Genomic DNA, 19,463 nt, shown 5'->3' with positions numbered 1-19,463 from the left:
TTTGTTCAGCCCTTCTCCACCGTCCTTCATACATAGCAGTGCCCCCTTTACTAGCTAACATATAGTACACCGTCGATCGTTGATTGATTGATTTCCTTTTCGTCATCATAGATCGTATAAACAATCGTTACTTCATGACTACCCTTTGACAAATCTTTTGCTAGCTTGGCTTCCATTAATTGGCGATTTGCAGGTATCAGTCCAGATTTGTAAACCTGTTCATTTCCTTCTTTCAGCAAATATGCCACTTGGATGCTGTAAGCATTCGTCGGTTTGTTTTTCACCGCGATCTGAGCAACATTCGTTTCTTTTGAAACTGCGATCTCATGTTTCAGGTTGATAGTAAAATTGTCTTTGTCGACTTCTGTTTGCATGAACTTTAGCATTTCTTCATCTGTCATTTTTTCTAAATTTTGTTCAACGTCTGGCAACCCGCTGATAACTTTCGGCGTTTCTCTGAAAAAGTAAAATGAAAAAAATGATCCTAATGCAACAAGCAACAACAGTAATAAAATCAATAATCGTCTTGTTTTCTTCTTATTTTCTTTTGCTCTTTGTTCCACCATCTTTTGATATCCCCCTATGTCAAAACCCAGAAAAGGAGAAAGATTAGTCAATCTCCCTCCTTTACTTTAAAGCTCTTTATTTGCTTATTTTACTGCTGTAAAGTGTAGAGACATGTCATATGTAGGTCTCAATGCTGCATCAGTATCACCCGTTGGGAATGCACTTTGATCAATGTTTCCTGTGAATTCAAAATTTTTCGTTGATGTTTTAGGAACAGTTACCAACTTTGTTCTTGCATTAAGCATTTGACCTGCTTTGGTTTGTAAAGCAACTGCTGCTTCACCTGTCGCCACAACTGATAAATCTTGTTTCACATCAATTGCATTTTTTGAACTAAATTTTTCAACAGAAACTTTTACATCATTTGATGTTGAGTTATTTGTTAACTTATAGATTGGTGAAATAATTGTTGATGTAGGTTTTCCAGCATCATCTACGCTATTCGCATATAAAACAGTTGTTGGAATTGTGACGTCAATGACTGTTGGATCTTCCGGATCAGTTGGATCTGGAGATTCTGGATTTGATGAATCCCATGCACCAATCCAACCATTAACAGCTACATTTCCAGAATCTTGACCTTTGATCGTTTGTCCACCAGCTTCATTGGGATCTGTTTCTCCTGCTTCCCAGGCACTTGCCGTAATTGGAGCCAAAACAACCCCACCTAAAATTAATGTACTAACTAGTAATTTCTTTACCATTTTTGTATCTCCCCTATTTTATATTTTTAAAACAAAGCTATTTCTTACTAAAACAGCCACTACAAAATCAATTTTAGATAAAGTAAAAAATAGCAATTTCTATCTTTTACTTACACGAGGGTTACCTAAAACGGTTTATGCAATGTCCATTTCAGAAAAATAGCATCATTTTCAAACATAACACTTTGTTCCAAATAAATTTTCGTTTTTTGCGTAGTACGCCTTGGAACATAAATTATATTAGCAAACGAACACAAACCATTTCCAATCAGATTTTACCTAGGTGTCGGAACGAGATGTCCTTTGCAGAATCTCTACTTCTTGCTTAATCTCAAACAAGGAACTCATCGCGCTTTTCATTTTCTAAATAAAAAAAACAATGCGCGGACAGATAATAACTTTTTTCTTCTATAAAATATACATTTACAAAACTAATAAAGCCCAATGAAGCTTTATTGAAAGCAAAAAAAAATAAATTCATTGAACAAGAAATAATCAGTCACTTTCCACTAAAGTCGTTGCTTGTCTTTTGATTTCATTAAATAAACGTGCTAAATTAAGCACAAGGAGATGATTCTATGTCTGAAAGCAAGTTCGTAATCATGATGAACCAGTTGAGTGCAGCTTACTCAGATGAAAAAGTGGCGCAAATGCCTAAAATCAAAGAGATGATTTTTAGTGCAGCGCAAGAGTTAGAAAAAACTGAAAATACAAAGTTAGTTGCTACAAAGCTTTGCCATGCAATCACGCTAAGTTATCTTGAAACTAAACAACCATTTCCAGAAGCAGTCATAAACTTGTATTATCAATTAAAACATGACGCAGAAATCTACCAAGGGATTGCCATGAGTGCCATGCTCCTTCCTCTATGGTTTTAGCCAAAAAGACTGCAACAAACTGAAGTGACCTCCAAAAGTCCGTTTTCTGATCGAACTTTTGGAGGTTTTTTTGTATGAGAAAATGCAGTTTTGAATTGAAATTTGAAATTGTTCATGACTATTTATCTAGTCAAAGAAACACCTGAAGCAAGCAATCCTATCAAAGAATTAGAAAACAAGTTTGTTTGCTTCAGATTGAGAATGCCTTTTAAAAGAATGAAAGAGGCTGTGAAAATTAGAAAGCCCAACAAAGACGAAAGAATCGGTCATACGAATGATCATCAACCTCCGAAAGTCATTCAAATTAGTTGAGCCTCTTGCATTCATAACCTTCACTAAGGTGACCTATCTGTACTGGCAGAAAACTTTTGATCGTTCAATTCCAGCTCAAGCAGTTGATTCATCCTTATTTTACAGTATAAAAAAAGAGCGGATTTCTCCACTCTATAAAAGTTTAACTTTTTGAGTCACAACATTTATCTACGTCTTGTTGCTACCTATTTGAAATGAATCATTGTTGATCCGTTTTTTTATATTTACGATACCAGAAAGTACTTAATACAAGCACAATCGTAACAACTCCTGCCCACGCAATCACCGGTTTAGAATCATCATTCGTTTTAGGAAATTTATTTTTAGATTCTTTAAAACTACTATTTGATGTAGTAGATGCATAGTTTTTATTTATTTCTGAGTGAGTTGTTCCCACTACCGAGTTACTTGTGTCAGAAATACTATCCATAGGAACCGTTGTGCTACTTGAATTCATTGTACTGCTTGAATCCGTTGTGCTACTTGGGTCTGTTGTACTACTGGAGTCTGTTGTACTGCTTGAGTCTGTCGTACTGCTTAAGTCTGTTGTACTGCTTGAGTCTGTCGTACTGCTTAAGTCTGTTGTACTGCTTGAATCCGTCGTACTGCTTGAGTCTGTCGTGCTACTTGAATCTGTTGTACTGCTTGAATCTGTCGTACTGCTTAAGTCTGTTGTACTGTTTGAGTCCGTCGTACTACTTGAATCCGTTGTACTGCTTGAGTCTGTTGTACTGCTTGAATCTGTCGTGCTACTTGAATCTGTTGTACTGCTTAAGTCTGTTGTACTACTTGAGTCCGTCGTGCTACTTGAATCCGTCGTACTACTTGAATCTGTTGTGCTACTTGAATCTGTTGTGCTACTTGAATCTGTTGTACTGCTTGAGTCTGTCGTACTACTTGAATCTGTTGTGCTACTTGAATCTGTTGTGCTACTTGAATCCGTTGTACTGCTTGAGTCCGTCGTACTACTTGAATCCGTCGTACTACTTGAATCCGTTGTACTGCTTGAGTCCGTCGTGCTACTTGAATCTGAATTTTCTCCAGCAATAATCATTTCGGTTTGAGAGTATGGAGTTAAATGATTGCTGTCTCCTGGTACACCGTCTTGAATTTTGATAGTAAATAAGCAAGGATTACTAGAATAAGTGTTTAACGTAACGGAAAAACTAAACGTACCACTATTCCCAGTAATTTCTAAATCATTGTTATAGTTAATCGTCAAGTTAGGATTTACATTTTCAAACGCTACTATTGCTTGTTCAATCGCTTCCTTATCACCCGAAAAACTGATTGATGCGCTGATGTTAATTGTTTCGCCCACCGCTAATTTTTTCACACCAGAATTATAGTCAGAAAAATCTCCTGTAAATTTGATGTTATTAACATTTCCGTATGTTGACTGCGCCCAGTTAGAAACATAACTACTTTCCGTCTCTGCTTGTGTCGGTTGATTAAAAACCGTTCCGAGACTTGCCAATGGACCAATTAGTAATGATGATGCAAACAATAAACTACTGATTTTCATATATAAACCCCTTTTCTGCTCTCAAGGGTACCATATGAATAAAATGTTTCAAGGTATAGTCCGATTTTCTAATTTATTCCTTATACAACTGTTATTTATGAAAATATATTTAATCTTATTTCTCATCTAAAAGAAAATAAGTGTCATGCTTTCATTCATTTGCATACTAAAAAATCTTCTTTTTCTTTATTATCTAGTTGTCCTATAATACAGTAACATAAACACTGAATGAAGAATTTGACAAAAATAAATGACGCAAGTAGCTCTTTCCTTTGATTTATCAGTAAGCAAGCTACGCTTTCTTGAATCTATCAAAGAATTTTCTTATGCTAAAAGCACATCAATGAAAGGAAATCACTCATGGAATTCGGACAAAAAATAAAAGAAATTCGTAAACAAAATGCATTAACACAAGAGCAGTTTGCCCAACAACTAAACGTGACAAGGCAAGCTGTTTCGAACTGGGAAAACGATCGAAACCTTCCTGATTTAGAACTGTTGATTATGATTGCAGATCTCTTTCACCTTTCACTTGATGAATTGATTTTAGGAGGAACAAACATGAACAATCTGACTGAAAAACTTATCAACGATGGCAGTGAAACAAAAAGAGCGAAGTTCAACTTATTTACTACTCTCATCGGAACTTTCTTATTACTCTTTGGTTTTGCTTGCTTTTTCATCAAGGGACACTCAGTCGAGTATATCGACTCATCCGGTATCTTACACGAAAATTTCTTTTTGATTCCAATTGGCTTTTTATTCTTGTTTGCAGGTCTCATGGTATTTTTAGCAACTGGAATAACTTATTTATTAACAATATTGAAAAAACGACACTAAAATAGGGGCTGGGACAAAACTAGCCTAACCAGAAAAAAAGCCTAAAATTCGTTTTTGAAAACGTTGATTTTAGGCTTTTTTTAATTGAAAAATGGATTAAAAACGACTAGATTTTTAGTGTTGCCCTACTCTCGTTTTTGAGGTTACAGTTATCGAAGTTTTACTAATGAAAAAGTTAACTAGAAAGAAGAACATCCAATTTTACTACTCAATTTGCTTCCCATACCATAACTAATTCTTTTTCAGCGGTTTCTTCATCGATGTTCATGTGAGCCTTTTTAAAACCTAGCTTTAGATAAAAATCAATTGCGTGTTTATTTTTTTCATAAACATTTAAAGATAACTGATCATTCAATTCCATTGCTTTTTTTAAAAGTTTTTTCCCTATTTGTTGATTTCGATAGGCTTCTTCCACAAAAACACCTGCAATGTAGCCATCCATAATTCCTATAAAACCAACAATTTTGTCATCTATTTTATCGACAAAAATTTCTGCTTTAGGCAATTCTTTTTCGACCACAGAAAGATTTTTTTCCCAATAACTTTTCTCAATATAGTGATGCGTTTGGATGTTACTCTCTAACCATATACTGATAATTTCTTGTAGCTCTTTTTCCGTTATCTCTTCTATTTTTTTGATCAATTTTTTAAATCCTTCCATTTCAGCTTTGTCTCTGATGCTAACATTTTTTACCAATTTAGGTATAAATAACTCCTCTACTAGCTTTCTTATTAAGGCGAGTAGAGGAGTTCTATTTGCGAGTTTATTTACGAAAAAGCGCGTACTTTTTCTTTATCTGATTCCTAGTGCAATCCGCGCATAACGACTCATTTTATCGGTCGTCCAAGCGGGATACCAAACAAGTTTCACTTCGACTTTTTTCACTTCTTCGACTTCACGTAAAGCATCGTGAATGGAGTCTGTTAGGATATCTGCTAGTGGGCAGCCCATCGTTGTTAACGTCATTTTAATTACTGTGTCGCCATCTTCTGGGTTGAATTCAATATCATAAATTAAGCCTAGGTTCACGATGTCGATTCCCAATTCAGGGTCGATAACCGTTTCTAGTGCAGAAAGAATTCGTTCCTTGATTGCTTCTGTTTCTTGTGCAGACCAGTCTTGGTTTGCTTCTGTCATAGTCGACACTCCTTCATCTGATTTTCGTTTATCATACTCTCTTTTTAATTATTTGTAAATGAGAATTATGATGCTATGTTCTCGTTTAGCTAAGAATTTTTTTAATTACCAAGTTATTATATTAAAGTTATTATTAACTACTTATCTTTTTTTACGATTTTGTTTCTTTTTAGGTTCCGGCAAGACACCGGTTGAACGATACGTCTTTTGTTCTTGCTCGTTTGCAAAACGACCAAAAACAGATTGTGTTGGCAAAATATTAATAAAGGCATCTTCATCGACCTCATGAACGATTTGATCTAAATCGTATAACTCATAACGTGTAATTACCATCATGATCATTTTGCCATCTTTTTTTGAATAACCGCCAACTGATGGTAATAAAGTGAGTCCGCGTACCATATTTTTCATTAACTCTTCGGTTACTTGGTCTGGTTTGACCGTTACAATCATCGCCGTTACTTTCTGGTGACTTGTGTGAATCGCGTCAACGACTTGTGTCAAAGCATAAATTGAAATAATTGTATATAACGCACTCTCCCAATTGAAAAAGAAGCCAGCAATGACAACAATGATACCATTTAAGATAAACATATAATTACCAACAGTCTTCCCCGTTGTTTGCGATAGAACTAAAGAAATGATATCCATTCCACCAGTCGTAAACCCCATTTTAAGAGAAAGTCCTGCGCCAACCCCAAGCAAAACGCCTCCAACTAAAGCATTCATCAAAATATTATCTGTTACGTGTCCCACTGGCATAATGGTTGTCATCAACGACACACCGAGAACATTGATAAAACTTAAAATCGTAGATCCTTTACCAACTTTTAAAAAACCTAAAATAAATACAGGAATATTTAGTATGAAGATAAAGATTCCTGTATCAGCTTGGATATGAAACCACTCATACAACAAAGAAGCGATGATTTGTGCAATCCCATTCATCCCCGCAGAAAAAACATTTGCCGGGATCAAAAAATAGTTCAAAGCAACAGCTGCTGTTACTCCGGTTATCAAAATCACCACTAATTTCTTCAGCATTTCATTTTTTTGATAGACAGTCATCACTTTGCTCACGAGCACCTCTCCTCTACACCTTATTTCAAATGTAAGAATAACAGTTTCTTAATTAAAATAAAACACCTGTTAGATAAATGAGAAGAATTTTAACAAAGGCTACTTTATAAATGCGGTACTATGCTACAATGAAGAAAACTAATTGTAGCAATAAGGAGGATTATCCATGGCAAAAGATGCTAGTTTCGATATCGTTTCCGAGGTCAATATGGAAGAAGTAAAAAATGCCATTCAACAAACAACCAAAGAATTAACTAATCGTTTTGATTTTAAAGGTTCAACTGTTGAAATCAAATTAGAGCAAAATCGTTTAGTTGTTTTAGGTGATGACGATTTTAAATTAGAACAGATCAAAGATGTTTTATTAAGTAAATTGATTAAGCGTGGTGTTCCAATTAAAAACATTCATTTTTCTGATTCTGAACACGCACTTGGTGGAAAAGCTAAGCAAAATGCTGATTTAGTTAGTGGAATTGACCGTGAAAATGCTAAGAAAATTACTACCGCAATTAAAAATGCCAAGTTAAAAGTAAAAGCACAAATTCAAGAAGATCAAATTCGTGTGACGGGTAAAAGCCGTGATGATTTGCAAGAAGTAATTTCTTTATTAAGAAAACTTGATTTGCCGATTGAGTTGCAATTTACTAATTATCGTTAAAGGTTGTGGCTCCAAGCGGTCAACTCCGAAAAAATAATGAGCAACTGACAAAAATTGCTTTTCATATTTTTGGTCAGTTATGAATTATTTCAAGGAGTTGCTTGGGGAACACCGTAGATAAAGGTTGTGGCTCCAAGCGGTCAGCTCCGAAAAAATAATAAGCAACTGACAAAAATTGCTGCTCAATTTTTTGAACAGTTATGAATTATTTTGAGGAGTTGCTTGGGGAACATCGCGTATCAGATTATGTCGTAAAGCGCCTAGCGTCAACAAACAAAAAAACAGCCCTTGCAAACACGTATTTTGAGTTGCTTGCAAGAGTTGCCACAGAAGCTTAGCTTCACTTCCTTTCGATGAACTAACGCAAAGATTGATTTTCTTCACTAACAAAAAAGAGGCTGGAACAAAAGTAGCCTAAATAGAGAAAAAGCCTAAAATTCGTTTTTGAAAACGTTGATTTTAGGCTTTTTTTAATTGAAAAATGTGTTAAGAACAACTGGCGTTTTGTCCTGGGCTCCTTCTTTGATGTTTATTTTGTCGTTCGTTGCCAAAATTGGTTTACCGTTTCATCAAGCCCGCTTAAAGTTTGGACCTTTGCAGCATTTTGCCAATGTTTAGGAAACAGTTGACTATACTGTGGGCTAGCAAAACGCCGATCTGCTAATAAAATAATTCCTTGATCGGTCATCTCTCGAATCACTCGACCAGCAGCTTGCAATACTTTATTCATCCCTGGTAATTGATACGCGTAAGCAAATCCGAACTGCTCTTTTTCGTCATAGTATTCTTTAATCAATTCTTGTTCGTGATTCATTTGAGGTAACCCAACGCCAACAATCATACTACCAATCAGGCGCGTTCCTTTTAAATCAATGCCTTCTGAGAAAATACCACCCAATACACAAAATGCAATCAAGGTTTCCTGAGGATTTTCCTGAAAATTCAATAAAAATGTTTCGCGCTCGTTCTCATCCATCTTTGTTTCTTGAATTAGTACTTCCACCTCAGGATACTGTTCTTTAAAAACCGTTACTACTTGATCTAGATAGCTATAAGAAGGAAAGAAAACAAAATAGTTTCCTGTTTTTCCCTGCGTGAAATGTGCAATCGTTTCAACTAATGCCGGCAAGCTTGTTTCTCGTTTTCGATAAGTGGTTTCAAGATAACTTGCAACAATCACTTGCTGATTTTCTTCTGGAAATGGGCTTGGCAAACGATATGCCAAACTATCTTTTCCACCCAATGTTTCTTGATAGTAAGATAACGGAGAAAAACTAGCAGAAAACAACAAGCTACTTCGTCCTTTTGCTAATGACTGCTCAAGAAAATAACTTGGATCGATACAAAATTCTTTCACTACCAAATCATACAAACTCTTCTCAACTGTTGTTTCATAATGATCGTCATAAAACTCACTGATTTTCAAAAAATGCAACACCTCAAAATAATAGGATAATAACTGTTCTTGCACTGGATGCTCTGGATATTCAGCTAGCCATTCTTTGATATGTTCACTGACTTGATACAACGCATTGGTCAATGAATCTGCAGAAGCTTTTTGATGATGATATGTTTTGGTATCTAACGCTTGTTCAATTTGCTTGAATTCCTTTTCTACTTTTGTAAAACGTCGTCGTAACTTTGCATATTCTTTTGGAATCTCTTTTTTTATTTTTTTTGTTTTTGCATAAGAGATTTCTGCTGAATACATTTCTCTTGAACGCCCCACCAGATTATGCGCTTCATCAATCAGAAAAAGGTTCTCTTCATTTTTTTCTTCTTCAAAAAATCGTCGCAAATAAACAGTTGGATCAAACAAATAATTGTAATCACCAATAATCACATCGCACCAAAGACTTGCATCCAAAGACAATTCAAACGGACACAGAGTATGTTTTTTTGCATATTTTTCAATCACTTCTCTGGTCAGCTGATTTTCGTGATTCAGTAGATCCCATAAACCTTCATTGATCCGATTATAGTAACCATTGGCATAAGGACACTGGTCTGGATTACACGTTGTTTCTGTTAGAAAACAAATTTTATCTTTTGCAGTAATCGTTACACTTTTTGCTTGTGCTCCAACATCTTTCAAGGCAATTAAAGCATCTTCTGCCACTTGCCTCGTGATTGTTTTGGCTGTTAAATAAAAAAGTCGTTCTCCTTCACCTTCGCCAATTGCTTTCAGACTCGGAAACAACGTTGAAATCGTTTTTCCTGTTCCTGTGGGCGCTTCGACAAAAAGTTTTTGTTTTGTCCGGATCGTTTTATAAGCCGCAACTGCAAGTTCACGTTGTCCTTTTCGATACTGTTCATAAGGAAATTTCAATGCCATCAACGACGCATTCCGAACAGTCCGCCAATTCTCAGAAAAAATCAGCCATTCTTGATAATCCGCTACTAATTTTGTAAAAAAAGTATCTAACTCTTCAATCGTTTGATGCTCGATTTTCCGAGTAATAATTTCTTCCGTTGTTTGAAAATAAGTTAATTGTAAATTGATTTCTGTCAAGTCGTGCTCATGACTATAGATATAAGCATACACTCGCGCTTGATGAAAGAACAATTCAACTTGTTCTTTCTCCAAATCTTCAAAGCGTGGTTCAGAAGTCTTGATTTCGTCGATATAATAAATACCTTCTTTTTGAAAAATTCCATCTGCTCTGCCTTCAATCGTTAATTGGTAACCGTCTAAATCCACCGTTTTCTTAAGAAATACTTCTTTTTCATAAGTATCTCCACCTTGCTTTTGCAACTTCCGGTGAATTTTTGCACCTTCTAATGCGGTATGGTTACTCTTTTTGCGATTATCAATGCTTCCTCTTTTCAAAATAAATTCAACAAGATTTCGCACAGAGATTTTTGATTGTTTCACCACATCCGCCTCCTTCTTTCGTCTATAAGATTACCTGAAAAAAACTCATTCGCAAAGGATGAAATACAATAAACGAACATTTTTTCGTTTTTGGGCAAAAAAAAACACCCTGCTGGATGGGCAGGGATATAGGATATAGAATTTGGATTTTTGGATGAGTTAAATATAACAAGGACAAATTAAAATGTGATGAAAACTCACTATCCTTCCGTTTAAAATCTATAAATACTTTTCATATAGTCTGATAATTCAGATAAGTGAGCTTTTTTGTTTGATCAGGATGAATACGTTATACTATAGTAAGTAATTTGACTTGCTTGAAAACATATTGGAGGAATTCTTATGCACATTGAACGTCTAAAAACTGGGCCTATCGAAGAAAATTGTTACTTAGTTTATAACGACGAGGCACTACTAATTATCGATCCCGGAGAAGACGCTGATTTGATTCGTCAGCAAATCGCTAAAACCACTCAGCAACCTGTAGCTATTCTGTTGACACACACGCATTATGATCATATCGGTGCCGTGGAAGAACTACGTCATTTTTATGACATCCCTGTTTATGTCAGCCCACTAGAACAATCTTGGTTAGGCGATCCGATCCTTAACCTTTCTGGGCTTGGTCGTCACGATGACATCAATAATATTATCGTTGCCCCTGCTGAATACGAATTTGAAATGAAAGAATATACACTCGGTGACATTCATTTTCGGGTCGTACCTACCCCCGGACATTCAATTGGAAGTGTCAGTTTTATTTTTGATGACTTTGTCGTCTCTGGTGATGCATTATTCCGGGGAAGTATTGGACGAACAGACTTGTATACTGGTAATTTAGAACAATTACTAGATAGTATCAAAACGCAATTATTTATTTTACCAAATGAATTCGCGGTCTATCCCGGGCATGGTGACGCGACTACCATCGAACATGAAAAACAAACAAATCCATTTTTCAATGCATAATCTATTTTAGGAGGAATGTTCAAATGACTGAAACAACTCTTTATATTGTCAGACATGGAAAGACCATGTTTAATACGATCGAGCGTGTCCAAGGTTGGTGTGATACGCCACTCACACGTGAAGGAAAAGAAGGTATACGTCATCTGGGACGTGGATTAAAAGAAATTGAATTTGCTTTTGCTCATTCAAGTGATAGCGGTCGCGCAATCGAGACTGCTCGTACGATTTTAGGGGAGCATTTAAAAGGAAAAGAAATTCCATATTCAATCGACCCAAGAATTCGTGAATGGTGTTTTGGTTCACTTGAAGGTGGCTATGATAAAGAAATGTGGGGTGTCATCCCTCGTGTCTTGAATTTTCAAACACCTGATGAAATGTTTACCACTGATGTGACCTTTGAACAGATTGCAAATGCTGTCTATGATTTAGATACTGCAGGCTGGGCTGAAACTTATCAAACACTGAAAGAACGTGTCTGGAATGGCTTCGAAGATATCGCACATCACTGCGAGAAACACGGTGGCGGAAATGTTCTAGTCGTTTCACATGGTTTAACGATTGCCTTCTTACTAAATTTGATTGATGAAAAACAACCTGTACGTGCTGGTTTGCAAAATGGTAGCGTGACAAAGGTTTCTTATCAAGATGGAAAATTTACTATTTTAGGGATCAATGATGTTAGCTATATTGAAAAAGGAAAAGAACTTACTCGTGATTCTTTTCTATAATCAAAAATACTCGAAAAAACAACTACGTTGACTTTCTTGACGTAGTTGTTTTTTTTCGTTGAAAGGAACTTTAGAAATTTTTTCTTAATATTTTAAAACAGTTTGGTTTTCAAAAAAAAGAACGGTATACTATAACATGTATTTTGTTTGGAAAGGAAGGAATTTATGTTTTTTGCAAATGTTATTAAAGCAGTTATTTTGGGAATCATCGAAGGCATTACCGAGTGGTTACCTATTAGTAGCACTGGCCATTTGATTTTAGCTGACGAATTCATCAAACTGGATGCTAGCACACAATTCATGTCAATGTTCAACGTGGTCATCCAATTAGGTGCGATTCTAGCCGTCGTAGTTCTTTATTTTCATAAGCTAAACCCGTTCTCACCTAGTAAAACAGCAATTGAGAAAAAAGATACTTGGTCTTTATGGTTCAAAGTGGTGGTTGCTTGTCTACCAGCTGTAATTATTGGATTACCACTTGATGATTGGTTGGAGGAACATTTTCATAACTTCTTGTCAGTCGCTATTGTTTTGATTATTTATGGGATTGCATTTATCATCGTTGAAAAAAGAAACAAAACAAGAAAACCACGCTGGGAATCATTAAACGATTTTACTTATCAAGCCGCTTTGATGGTTGGTTTATTCCAAGTGTTGGCACTTGTTCCTGGGACTTCTCGTTCAGGCGCAACAATTTTAGGTGCAATCATTATTGGTGCTTCACGTTTTGTTGCAACTGAATTTTCATTCTTTTTAGGCATTCCAGTGATGTTTGGAGCTAGCGGGTTGAAAATCGTGAAGTATTTGATGGAAGGAAATACTTTTGGAACTGAAGAAACCGTCGTTTTACTAGTCGGTACACTTGTTTCATTCATTGTTTCTATTTTAGCAATCAAATTCTTATTAAGTTACTTGAAGAAAAATGACTTTACTGCTTTTGGTTGGTATCGAATTATTCTAGGAATTATTTTAATTGGTTATTGGTTTATTAGTATGTAGGAAATAAGAAACGAAGTTGGGGTTTCTCTTGACCCCAGCTTCTTTTTTTATTGTTTTATTGATAATAATTATTATTTGAAGAGTAGATAAAATCTAAAAATACAACTGATAACCATTATCGTTCTCAATTAGCATATTTTATTATCAATTAGATTTTGACTATGCTATAGTAATTTTGAGAAGGAGGAATGCCCAATGGAACTTTTTAAAAGAAAAGCATTTATTTCTACGATTTTTTGTTTTGTATTCATGAGTTTAGGCTTCATCTTTACTAAACTTGCCCTCCCCTTTGCACCGTTCTTGTATCTCTTGGCAATTGGAATTGGTGGCTTTAAGCAGACAAAGGAAGGTTTGACTGAATTATTTTCCGACCATACATTAAATGTCGATTTGCTCATGGCTCTCGCCGCTATTGGTGCGTGTTTGATTGGAAATTATTTTGAAGGTGCCATGCTAACATTTATTTTTTGTTTAAGTGGCGCGTTAGAAGAATATACGACAAATAAAAGTCAAAAAGAAATTACCGCTTTGATGAATTTGCAACCACAACGTGCCTTAAAACTTTTTGAGAGTGGCGAAACAAAGGAAGTCGATGTAACTGAGTTAACAATCAACGATAAAGTCTTTGTTCCTAAAGGTGCAGCAATTCCAATCGATGGTCAATTAACGAGCCCAGTAGCAACAATTGATGAAGCAGCAATCAGCGGTGAATCCGTACCAGTGGAAAAACAACAGCAAGATCCAGTTTTCGCAGGAACGTTGAATCAAGGAAACCCCTTTACGATGACCGTGACGAAACTTAGTTCGGATACAGTTTTTGCTAAAATTATCCAACTTGTTGAGGAAGCTCAAAATACGCCAACAAAAACAGCTTCCTTCATCGAACGAATCGAAAACACTTATGTCAAACTCGTACTGCTTAGCGTTCCGCTGATGATTCTTCTCCCTCCCTTTTTGGCTGGATGGACATGGGAAGAAAGTTTTTACCGAGGAATGGTCTTACTTGTTGTCGCTTCACCTTGTGCCCTCGTCGCCTCTGCAACACCCGCAACCTTAGCTGCGTTATCAAACGCTGCTAAAAACGGGATTTTAATCAAAGGTGGGATTCACTTAGAACAGTTGGCTGAATTAAAGGCAGTTGCTTTTGACAAAACTGGAACACTGACTCGTGGAAAACCAATTGTAACGGATTCTTTCTTTTTAACAGATGATCCAGTCAGCAAAAACGTTTTAGTTGCTATGGAAAGCCAAACAACACACCCATTGGCTGAAGCAATTACAACTCATTTTGGAAGTCAATCAACTAAAGAATTTCAACAATTGACTGTTGAAGAAATCACTGGTTTTGGCCTTACCACCAACTATCAAGGAAGTCAGTGGCATGTCGGAAAGCATGCTTATTCACTAGCTGAGATTAAAAAAGATGAAAAATTGGCGAGTCTTGTTGAAGAACTAGAAAAGCAAGGCAAAACTGTTATTTTCTTCTCAAAAGAAAATGAACTATTAGCGATTCTTGGTCTGTTAGACGTTCCCAAAACAAATGCGGCAGCTGCTATTCATTATTTCAACGAATCTGCTATTCATACCAGTATGATTACTGGCGATAACCTTGGGACTGCCAAAGCAATTGCTACCCAAGTAGGTCTTTCCGCTTTTCATGCTGGGTGTACACCTGAAGAAAAAACAGCGCTCATCAAACAAGAACAAATAAAGTATCAGACAAATGCAATGGTTGGTGATGGCGTGAATGATGCACCAGCTTTAGCTACCGCGACCCTTGGTATTGCTATGGGAAAAGGAACTGATATTGCGATTGACGTTGCCGACCTCGTTTTAATGAATAGTGACTTAGACAAATTAGTATACAGTCATCGTCTCTCCTTGAAATTAAAACGAATCATTAAGCAAAACATCGTCTTTTCTGTTGGTGTAATTGTTTTATTGATTCTTTCAAACTTCCTTCAATTTTTAAATTTACCTTTTGGTGTGATTGGTCATGAAGGCAGTACTATTTTAGTGATTCTCAACGGACTACGAATGTTACAACCACTAGCGCCTTTGAAAAACGATGATTCTAAACGATGCACACCTTGTCCATTGTACCAGGCGGCAATTACACATTAAAATTAAAAAGGTTGTGAACCCCCGTTTGCCTTTAAGAAATAATTTTTTTTCTGATTATTTAAAGCACGAACGAGCCTCACAGCCTTTTTGTGTTTCAATCCACGAACTTTTTTCTATTCTCTCATTGCTTCACCACATCTCCACTTTTGTTTGGATAATTGAAATGGTATGATTAACTTCTAAATAAAGGAGGTCTCTTAATGGAAAGCTGGTTATTTCTTGGTCTTATTTTATTGATTGCATTTATTGCAAAAAACCAAAGCTTACTGATTGCGACAGGTTTTGTACTCTTACTTAAATTGATTCCCCTTTCAAAAAATATCTATCCTTGGCTTCAAGGAAAAGGGATCAATATCGGAGTTACCATCATTACTGCAACAATTTTGATTCCGATCGCTACGGGCGAAATTGGTTTAAAAGACTTGTTAGAAGCTTTTAAATCACCAATGGGCTGGGTTGCTATTTTTTGTGGTGGTTTGGTTGCGGTCCTTTCTTCAAAGGGAGTTGGTCTGATTGCTTCTGATCCTCAGATTACTGTAGCTTTAGTTTTTGGAACAATTCTTGGAGTTGTTTTCCTAAAAGGAATTGCTGCTGGGCCTGTTATTGCATCTGGCATCGCCTATTGTATCTTACAACTCATTTCAATCGGAAAATAAAAAAGCTTATCTTTGGTGTGCCCAAAACAAGTCGTAATCTCGACGATTGAGTCACACTAAGATAAGCTTTTTTTCTATTTATTTGACACCTTCTGCTTCCATGACAACTTTTTTTATAAGCCAAAACATAAAAAATAACCAAAGATGAAAAACAGTAAATAACAAAATAATCAATAATTTTTCAAAACTCCATTCAAAAAAGACAATTTGAATGACCCTCAAAGGTTCTTTGAACAAATAAATTGAATGAATCCTCGGTGGAAATCTTCCTACATACACTCCAAGCGAAGATAAAAATGAAAAAATCATCAATGAACAATTTTTCAATGCTCTCGTTTGCCCAAATAGCGGGAACGTTTCAATGATTTTTTCAGCTAAAGTAAATCCTAATAAAACATACGTAAAAACCAATAACGCTAAAATCACGAACAGCGTCCAGTGTCTAACATCTGGTATCCCAGCTAACTCGGCTGGCGCATAAATGTGCAGTCTCTTTACGTGAACAAAGTCAGTTAATAAGTAAGGGATATTAGGAAAAAAGAGTAACCAGATTGGTAACAATACATAACTACTCTTTTTGGTCTTATTTCGCAAAATCTGGTAGGATAATTCTATAGGAAGATACGCAAGAAACGTGTTAACTGGTAAAAAAACTAATGGAGTATCTGGGATGAATGTGACAACCATGACAGCGGCTGTCAACAAACGAACAAACCAAATAAACATCAAACCACTCCTTTTCTCTCATATTGTAACGAATATTTTCGTGTAATGCACCTTAGTTTTCAACAAGAACATTGATATTTTGCTGTTTCTTAATAAATGATTATGCAAAATCCATGGTATACTGATAGGGAGGTGAATGCAATGTTAGAAAAAATAAAATATTTCTTTGGTACTATTGGCTGGTTTGTCTTGGCTATTCTATTGATTTTAGGCTTAGCATATGTTCTCTTTCCTGACTTGATCCAAAATGTTTTCCAATTTAAATTTTAAATCACAACGATTGATTTTTCTCAATCTTTTGTTCGTTTAAGAGTTGCTGCCTAGCCGAAAGACTTCTGGTGACAACTCTTTTCTTTTTTGGCTCAAATGCACTTTTTTTGCTATACTAAATGTTAAGAACATCAGAAAATGATGTCAGATTGTTACAATTAATAGAAAGGAAGACGCTCATGGAAACCTTTGAAGGTCTTTTAATAGATACTTATGTACTACAAGAACAACCTATGATGCTAACTGGCATCAATCTTCAGCTTGAAGATCGCGTAATTAACGGCTTGTTAAAAGATCGTTATTTAGCTAAATATATTTTACGCTTACCATTGAACAAGTATGTCCTAGAAGTTTCAGGAAAATGGAACCGTAGAAATCAATTAGTTATCAAAAAGATGATCATCAAAAATATTGATGAATATATCAAAATCGTCGGCACGCCTGAGTAACTGTTTTCATGATATTTTCAAAGTTATAAAATAACTAATGATTCCGATCATAAACATTTATTAAATCAAGAATGTAATCCCTTTTCAAAAAATACTTTGCAAACGGTAGCACTTGTTATATAATATCCATGTACCAAACATTCCCATTCAAATTTTGTTTTAAACTATAGATCTAATCTAGTTTGGTTAACGCTATTGTCTCCCACAATAGCGTTTTTTTGTTGCCTACTTCCCTAGCTCACTGTCAGGTGCTTTATTTTATTCATTTATTGATAAACAACCAAAAAAATTGCGTTCTTTTACTGTTAAGGAAAAAAACTTGTCATGTTCATATTGCAAAGCTAGCTTCCTTTAGGTATAATAATGAATGTTGAATTATGCGGTAACTCGCGTAAGAACTTAAATTATCGGAGGTGAAACTAATGCCAAACATTGAATCTGCAATTAAACGCGTTCGCACAAGCGAAAACGCTAATGTAAAGAATTCATCTCAAACAAGCGCTATGCGTACTGCTGTCAAGAAATTTGAAGACGCTGTTGCTTCAGGTGCTGAAAACGTAGATGCGTTATATAAAGAAGCTGTTAAAGCAATCGACATGGCTGAGTCAAAAGGTCTAATCCACAAAAACAAAGCTAACCGCGACAAATCTCGTTTAAGCAAAAAAATTGCTAAATAATAAAAGAATCGGCTGATGCCGATTTTTTTATTTGCTGATTATCAAACAGGGGGTTAGGACAAAACCAATATGTTTTGTCCTAACCCCCTGTTTGATTGTTTTCTTTGACTTATTAAACACACATCTATAAATTTAAGCAAAATAAGCGCGCCAAACAAAAATGACTACGTATTGTTTCATACACTTTTTTTCTCGAATCCTATGTCACGAATTCTATGTTCAGTTATGTTTTTGTCTACTTCCTAACTAATTGTCCAGCTTGCAAAACAAATAGTTGGAAACTTAATTCTTTATCAATTTGCCCTGTTTTGATTTGGTAATCCAACTCCACCAATCGATCAAATAGTCGTATCAATAATCCTTCGTCAAAACGACGAACTTCTTGCATCGCTAACTTGACCCGGTAAGGATGGACCTTTAATGTTTCTGCAATATTTGCTTGCTGGTAGCCAATTTTAATTAAAAATTTTGTTTGTAGTAATAAGCGCAATTGTGCCAATAAAATGGCATTGATTTTGATTGTTTCTTCTCCTTGCAAGACTAAATCTTCATATAGTCGCAATGCCTGTTCTGTATTCCCAGTTAACACATATTGTGTCATATCGAAAAGATTATGCTCCAGCGTTTTAGGCACAAGCTGTTCCACTTCTTTGGTCGTGATTTTCTTTTGGTCTTGTGCAAAAAGCATTAATTTTTGCAGTTCTCGCATCAATTTTGATAAATCTAGATCCGTTAATCGTAAAAATAAATCGATTGCGTAACGATCCATCTCAATTTCTGAGTTATTTAGCGTGTTCATCAAATATTGACGGACTTCTTTTTCATTTAGTTGCTTAACATCAATTGTGATTGCTGTCTTTTTTAACTGCTTTGTTACTTTTTTTCGTTCATCTAGCTTCTCATACGGTGCAAAGAAAACCAACACGGTGGACTCTAATGGTGCTTTTAAATAATCGACTAATAAATCGGTATTTTGCTCAATCCCATTATTAACTTTCTCACCAGTTAAAAAATAAGGATTTTCTACGAATACTAATCGTTGCTCTCCAAAAAATGGAAGAGTTTCCGCCTCTGCGACTACTTCGTCCAAACTAGCATTTTCCATATCAAAACTCAAAAAGTTTAAGTCATCTTTACTATCAACTTGTATTTTTTTCAAAATTTCTTCTCGCACTTGATCTTGTAAAAATTTTTCAGTTCCTAAAACTAAGTAACAAGGTTGTAATTTTTCTTTGCGAATTTTTTGTAAGTCTGCTTGCACGCTCAAATTATTCACCACTTTCAAAAC

Annotated in this window: 20 protein-coding genes; 11 read left to right on the top strand and 9 right to left on the bottom strand. The window is 35.6% G+C overall.

Going from position 1 to position 19,463, the window contains the following annotated elements; all coding sequences use genetic code 11:
• Positions 1 to 50: 50 nt before the first annotated feature.
• Positions 51 to 566 carry a hypothetical protein gene (locus AB3I20_RS04775; protein ID WP_311817776.1) on the bottom strand — a complete coding sequence of 172 codons (516 nt, stop codon included), beginning with the start codon at positions 564 to 566 and terminating at the stop codon, positions 51 to 53.
• 84 nt (positions 567 to 650) lie between these two features.
• Positions 651 to 1,271 (bottom strand): hypothetical protein, encoded by a 621-nt coding sequence (locus AB3I20_RS04770; protein WP_071869440.1) that lies wholly within the window; start codon positions 1,269 to 1,271, stop codon positions 651 to 653.
• A 578-nt stretch (positions 1,272 to 1,849) separates the two neighbouring features.
• On the opposite strand from AB3I20_RS04770, the gene AB3I20_RS04765 reads away from it, so the two are divergent.
• The gene (locus AB3I20_RS04765; protein WP_271026766.1) at positions 1,850 to 2,149 is read left to right on the top strand and encodes a bacteriocin immunity protein; all 300 of its coding nucleotides are present in this window, start codon (positions 1,850 to 1,852) and stop codon (positions 2,147 to 2,149) included.
• 511 nt (positions 2,150 to 2,660) lie between these two features.
• On the opposite strand, the gene AB3I20_RS04760 is transcribed toward AB3I20_RS04765, so the two are convergent.
• Positions 2,661 to 3,986, bottom strand: a complete 1,326-nt coding sequence (locus AB3I20_RS04760) for an LPXTG cell wall anchor domain-containing protein (RefSeq protein WP_368027028.1) — start codon at positions 3,984 to 3,986, stop codon at positions 2,661 to 2,663.
• Between the two features lie 360 nt (positions 3,987 to 4,346).
• On the opposite strand from AB3I20_RS04760, the gene AB3I20_RS04755 reads away from it, so the two are divergent.
• Entirely contained in the window at positions 4,347 to 4,826 is a 480-nt protein-coding gene (locus AB3I20_RS04755; RefSeq protein WP_075492250.1) for a DUF3955 domain-containing protein, read from the top strand.
• Positions 4,827 to 5,034: 208 nt separating this feature from the next.
• Here AB3I20_RS04755 and AB3I20_RS04750 read toward each other — a convergent pair whose 3' ends face one another.
• The 3 genes from AB3I20_RS04750 to AB3I20_RS04740 all read right to left on the bottom strand — a co-directional run bounded on the left by AB3I20_RS04750 (position 5,035) and on the right by AB3I20_RS04740 (position 7,032).
• A complete protein-coding gene (locus AB3I20_RS04750; RefSeq protein WP_083571986.1) occupies positions 5,035 to 5,523 on the bottom strand; it encodes a GNAT family N-acetyltransferase in 489 nt (162 codons plus the stop codon).
• A gap of 96 nt (positions 5,524 to 5,619) precedes the next feature.
• Entirely contained in the window at positions 5,620 to 5,964 is a 345-nt protein-coding gene (locus tag AB3I20_RS04745; RefSeq protein WP_067481306.1) for a metal-sulfur cluster assembly factor, read from the bottom strand.
• A 141-nt stretch (positions 5,965 to 6,105) separates the two neighbouring features.
• Positions 6,106 to 7,032, bottom strand: a complete 927-nt coding sequence (locus AB3I20_RS04740) for a YitT family protein (protein WP_067481354.1) — start codon at positions 7,030 to 7,032, stop codon at positions 6,106 to 6,108.
• 178 nt (positions 7,033 to 7,210) lie between these two features.
• Between AB3I20_RS04740 and AB3I20_RS04735 the strand changes: the two genes are divergently transcribed.
• Positions 7,211 to 7,702, top strand: a complete 492-nt coding sequence (locus AB3I20_RS04735; protein WP_071869212.1) for a YajQ family cyclic di-GMP-binding protein — start codon at positions 7,211 to 7,213, stop codon at positions 7,700 to 7,702.
• A gap of 529 nt (positions 7,703 to 8,231) precedes the next feature.
• Here AB3I20_RS04735 and AB3I20_RS04730 read toward each other — a convergent pair.
• Complete coding sequence (locus AB3I20_RS04730) at positions 8,232 to 10,580, bottom strand: helicase C-terminal domain-containing protein (protein WP_368027027.1); 2,349 nt, start codon at positions 10,578 to 10,580, stop codon at positions 8,232 to 8,234.
• A gap of 339 nt (positions 10,581 to 10,919) precedes the next feature.
• Between AB3I20_RS04730 and AB3I20_RS04725 the strand changes: the two genes are divergently transcribed.
• The 5 genes from AB3I20_RS04725 (at position 10,920) to AB3I20_RS04705 (ending at position 16,053) form a co-directional block, all read left to right on the top strand.
• Complete coding sequence (locus tag AB3I20_RS04725) at positions 10,920 to 11,546, top strand: MBL fold metallo-hydrolase (protein WP_067481300.1); 627 nt, start codon at positions 10,920 to 10,922, stop codon at positions 11,544 to 11,546.
• 23 nt (positions 11,547 to 11,569) lie between these two features.
• Positions 11,570 to 12,274, top strand: a complete 705-nt coding sequence (locus AB3I20_RS04720; protein ID WP_075492097.1) for a histidine phosphatase family protein — start codon at positions 11,570 to 11,572, stop codon at positions 12,272 to 12,274.
• A 165-nt stretch (positions 12,275 to 12,439) separates the two neighbouring features.
• Positions 12,440 to 13,273 carry an undecaprenyl-diphosphate phosphatase gene (locus AB3I20_RS04715; RefSeq protein WP_067481296.1) on the top strand — a complete coding sequence of 278 codons (834 nt, stop codon included), beginning with the start codon at positions 12,440 to 12,442 and terminating at the stop codon, positions 13,271 to 13,273.
• Between the two features lie 195 nt (positions 13,274 to 13,468).
• On the top strand, positions 13,469 to 15,397 hold the full coding sequence (locus tag AB3I20_RS04710) for a heavy metal translocating P-type ATPase (protein WP_368027026.1): 1,929 nt from the start codon (positions 13,469 to 13,471) through the stop codon (positions 15,395 to 15,397).
• 200 nt (positions 15,398 to 15,597) lie between these two features.
• Positions 15,598 to 16,053, top strand: a complete 456-nt coding sequence (locus AB3I20_RS04705) for a DUF441 domain-containing protein (RefSeq protein WP_067481293.1) — start codon at positions 15,598 to 15,600, stop codon at positions 16,051 to 16,053.
• 78 nt (positions 16,054 to 16,131) lie between these two features.
• Here AB3I20_RS04705 and AB3I20_RS04700 read toward each other — a convergent pair whose 3' ends face one another.
• A complete protein-coding gene (locus AB3I20_RS04700) occupies positions 16,132 to 16,779 on the bottom strand; it encodes a DUF1361 domain-containing protein (protein WP_082904056.1) in 648 nt (215 codons plus the stop codon).
• A 141-nt stretch (positions 16,780 to 16,920) separates the two neighbouring features.
• Here AB3I20_RS04700 and AB3I20_RS04695 point away from each other — a divergent pair, with 141 nt between their 5' ends.
• The 3 genes from AB3I20_RS04695 (at position 16,921) to rpsT (ending at position 18,175) form a co-directional block, all read left to right on the top strand.
• Positions 16,921 to 17,049, top strand: a complete 129-nt coding sequence (locus AB3I20_RS04695; RefSeq protein WP_256869128.1) for a hypothetical protein — start codon at positions 16,921 to 16,923, stop codon at positions 17,047 to 17,049.
• 179 nt (positions 17,050 to 17,228) lie between these two features.
• Positions 17,229 to 17,498 carry a hypothetical protein gene (locus tag AB3I20_RS04690; protein ID WP_067481291.1) on the top strand — a complete coding sequence of 90 codons (270 nt, stop codon included), beginning with the start codon at positions 17,229 to 17,231 and terminating at the stop codon, positions 17,496 to 17,498.
• A 422-nt stretch (positions 17,499 to 17,920) separates the two neighbouring features.
• On the top strand, positions 17,921 to 18,175 hold the full coding sequence (rpsT, locus tag AB3I20_RS04685; protein ID WP_067481289.1) for a 30S ribosomal protein S20: 255 nt from the start codon (positions 17,921 to 17,923) through the stop codon (positions 18,173 to 18,175).
• Positions 18,176 to 18,410: 235 nt separating this feature from the next.
• Here rpsT and holA read toward each other — a convergent pair whose 3' ends face one another.
• Entirely contained in the window at positions 18,411 to 19,454 is a 1,044-nt protein-coding gene (gene holA / locus AB3I20_RS04680) for a DNA polymerase III subunit delta (RefSeq protein ID WP_067481287.1), read from the bottom strand.
• Between the last annotated feature and the right edge of the window lie 9 nt (positions 19,455 to 19,463).

The sequence above is a fragment of the Enterococcus sp. C50 genome (genome assembly GCF_040887505.1).
Taxonomy (GTDB): domain Bacteria; phylum Bacillota; class Bacilli; order Lactobacillales; family Enterococcaceae; genus Enterococcus_B; species Enterococcus_B thailandicus.
Note: the sequence above shows the minus strand (reverse complement) of the source record. Positions and strands in the feature narration are given on the sequence as shown.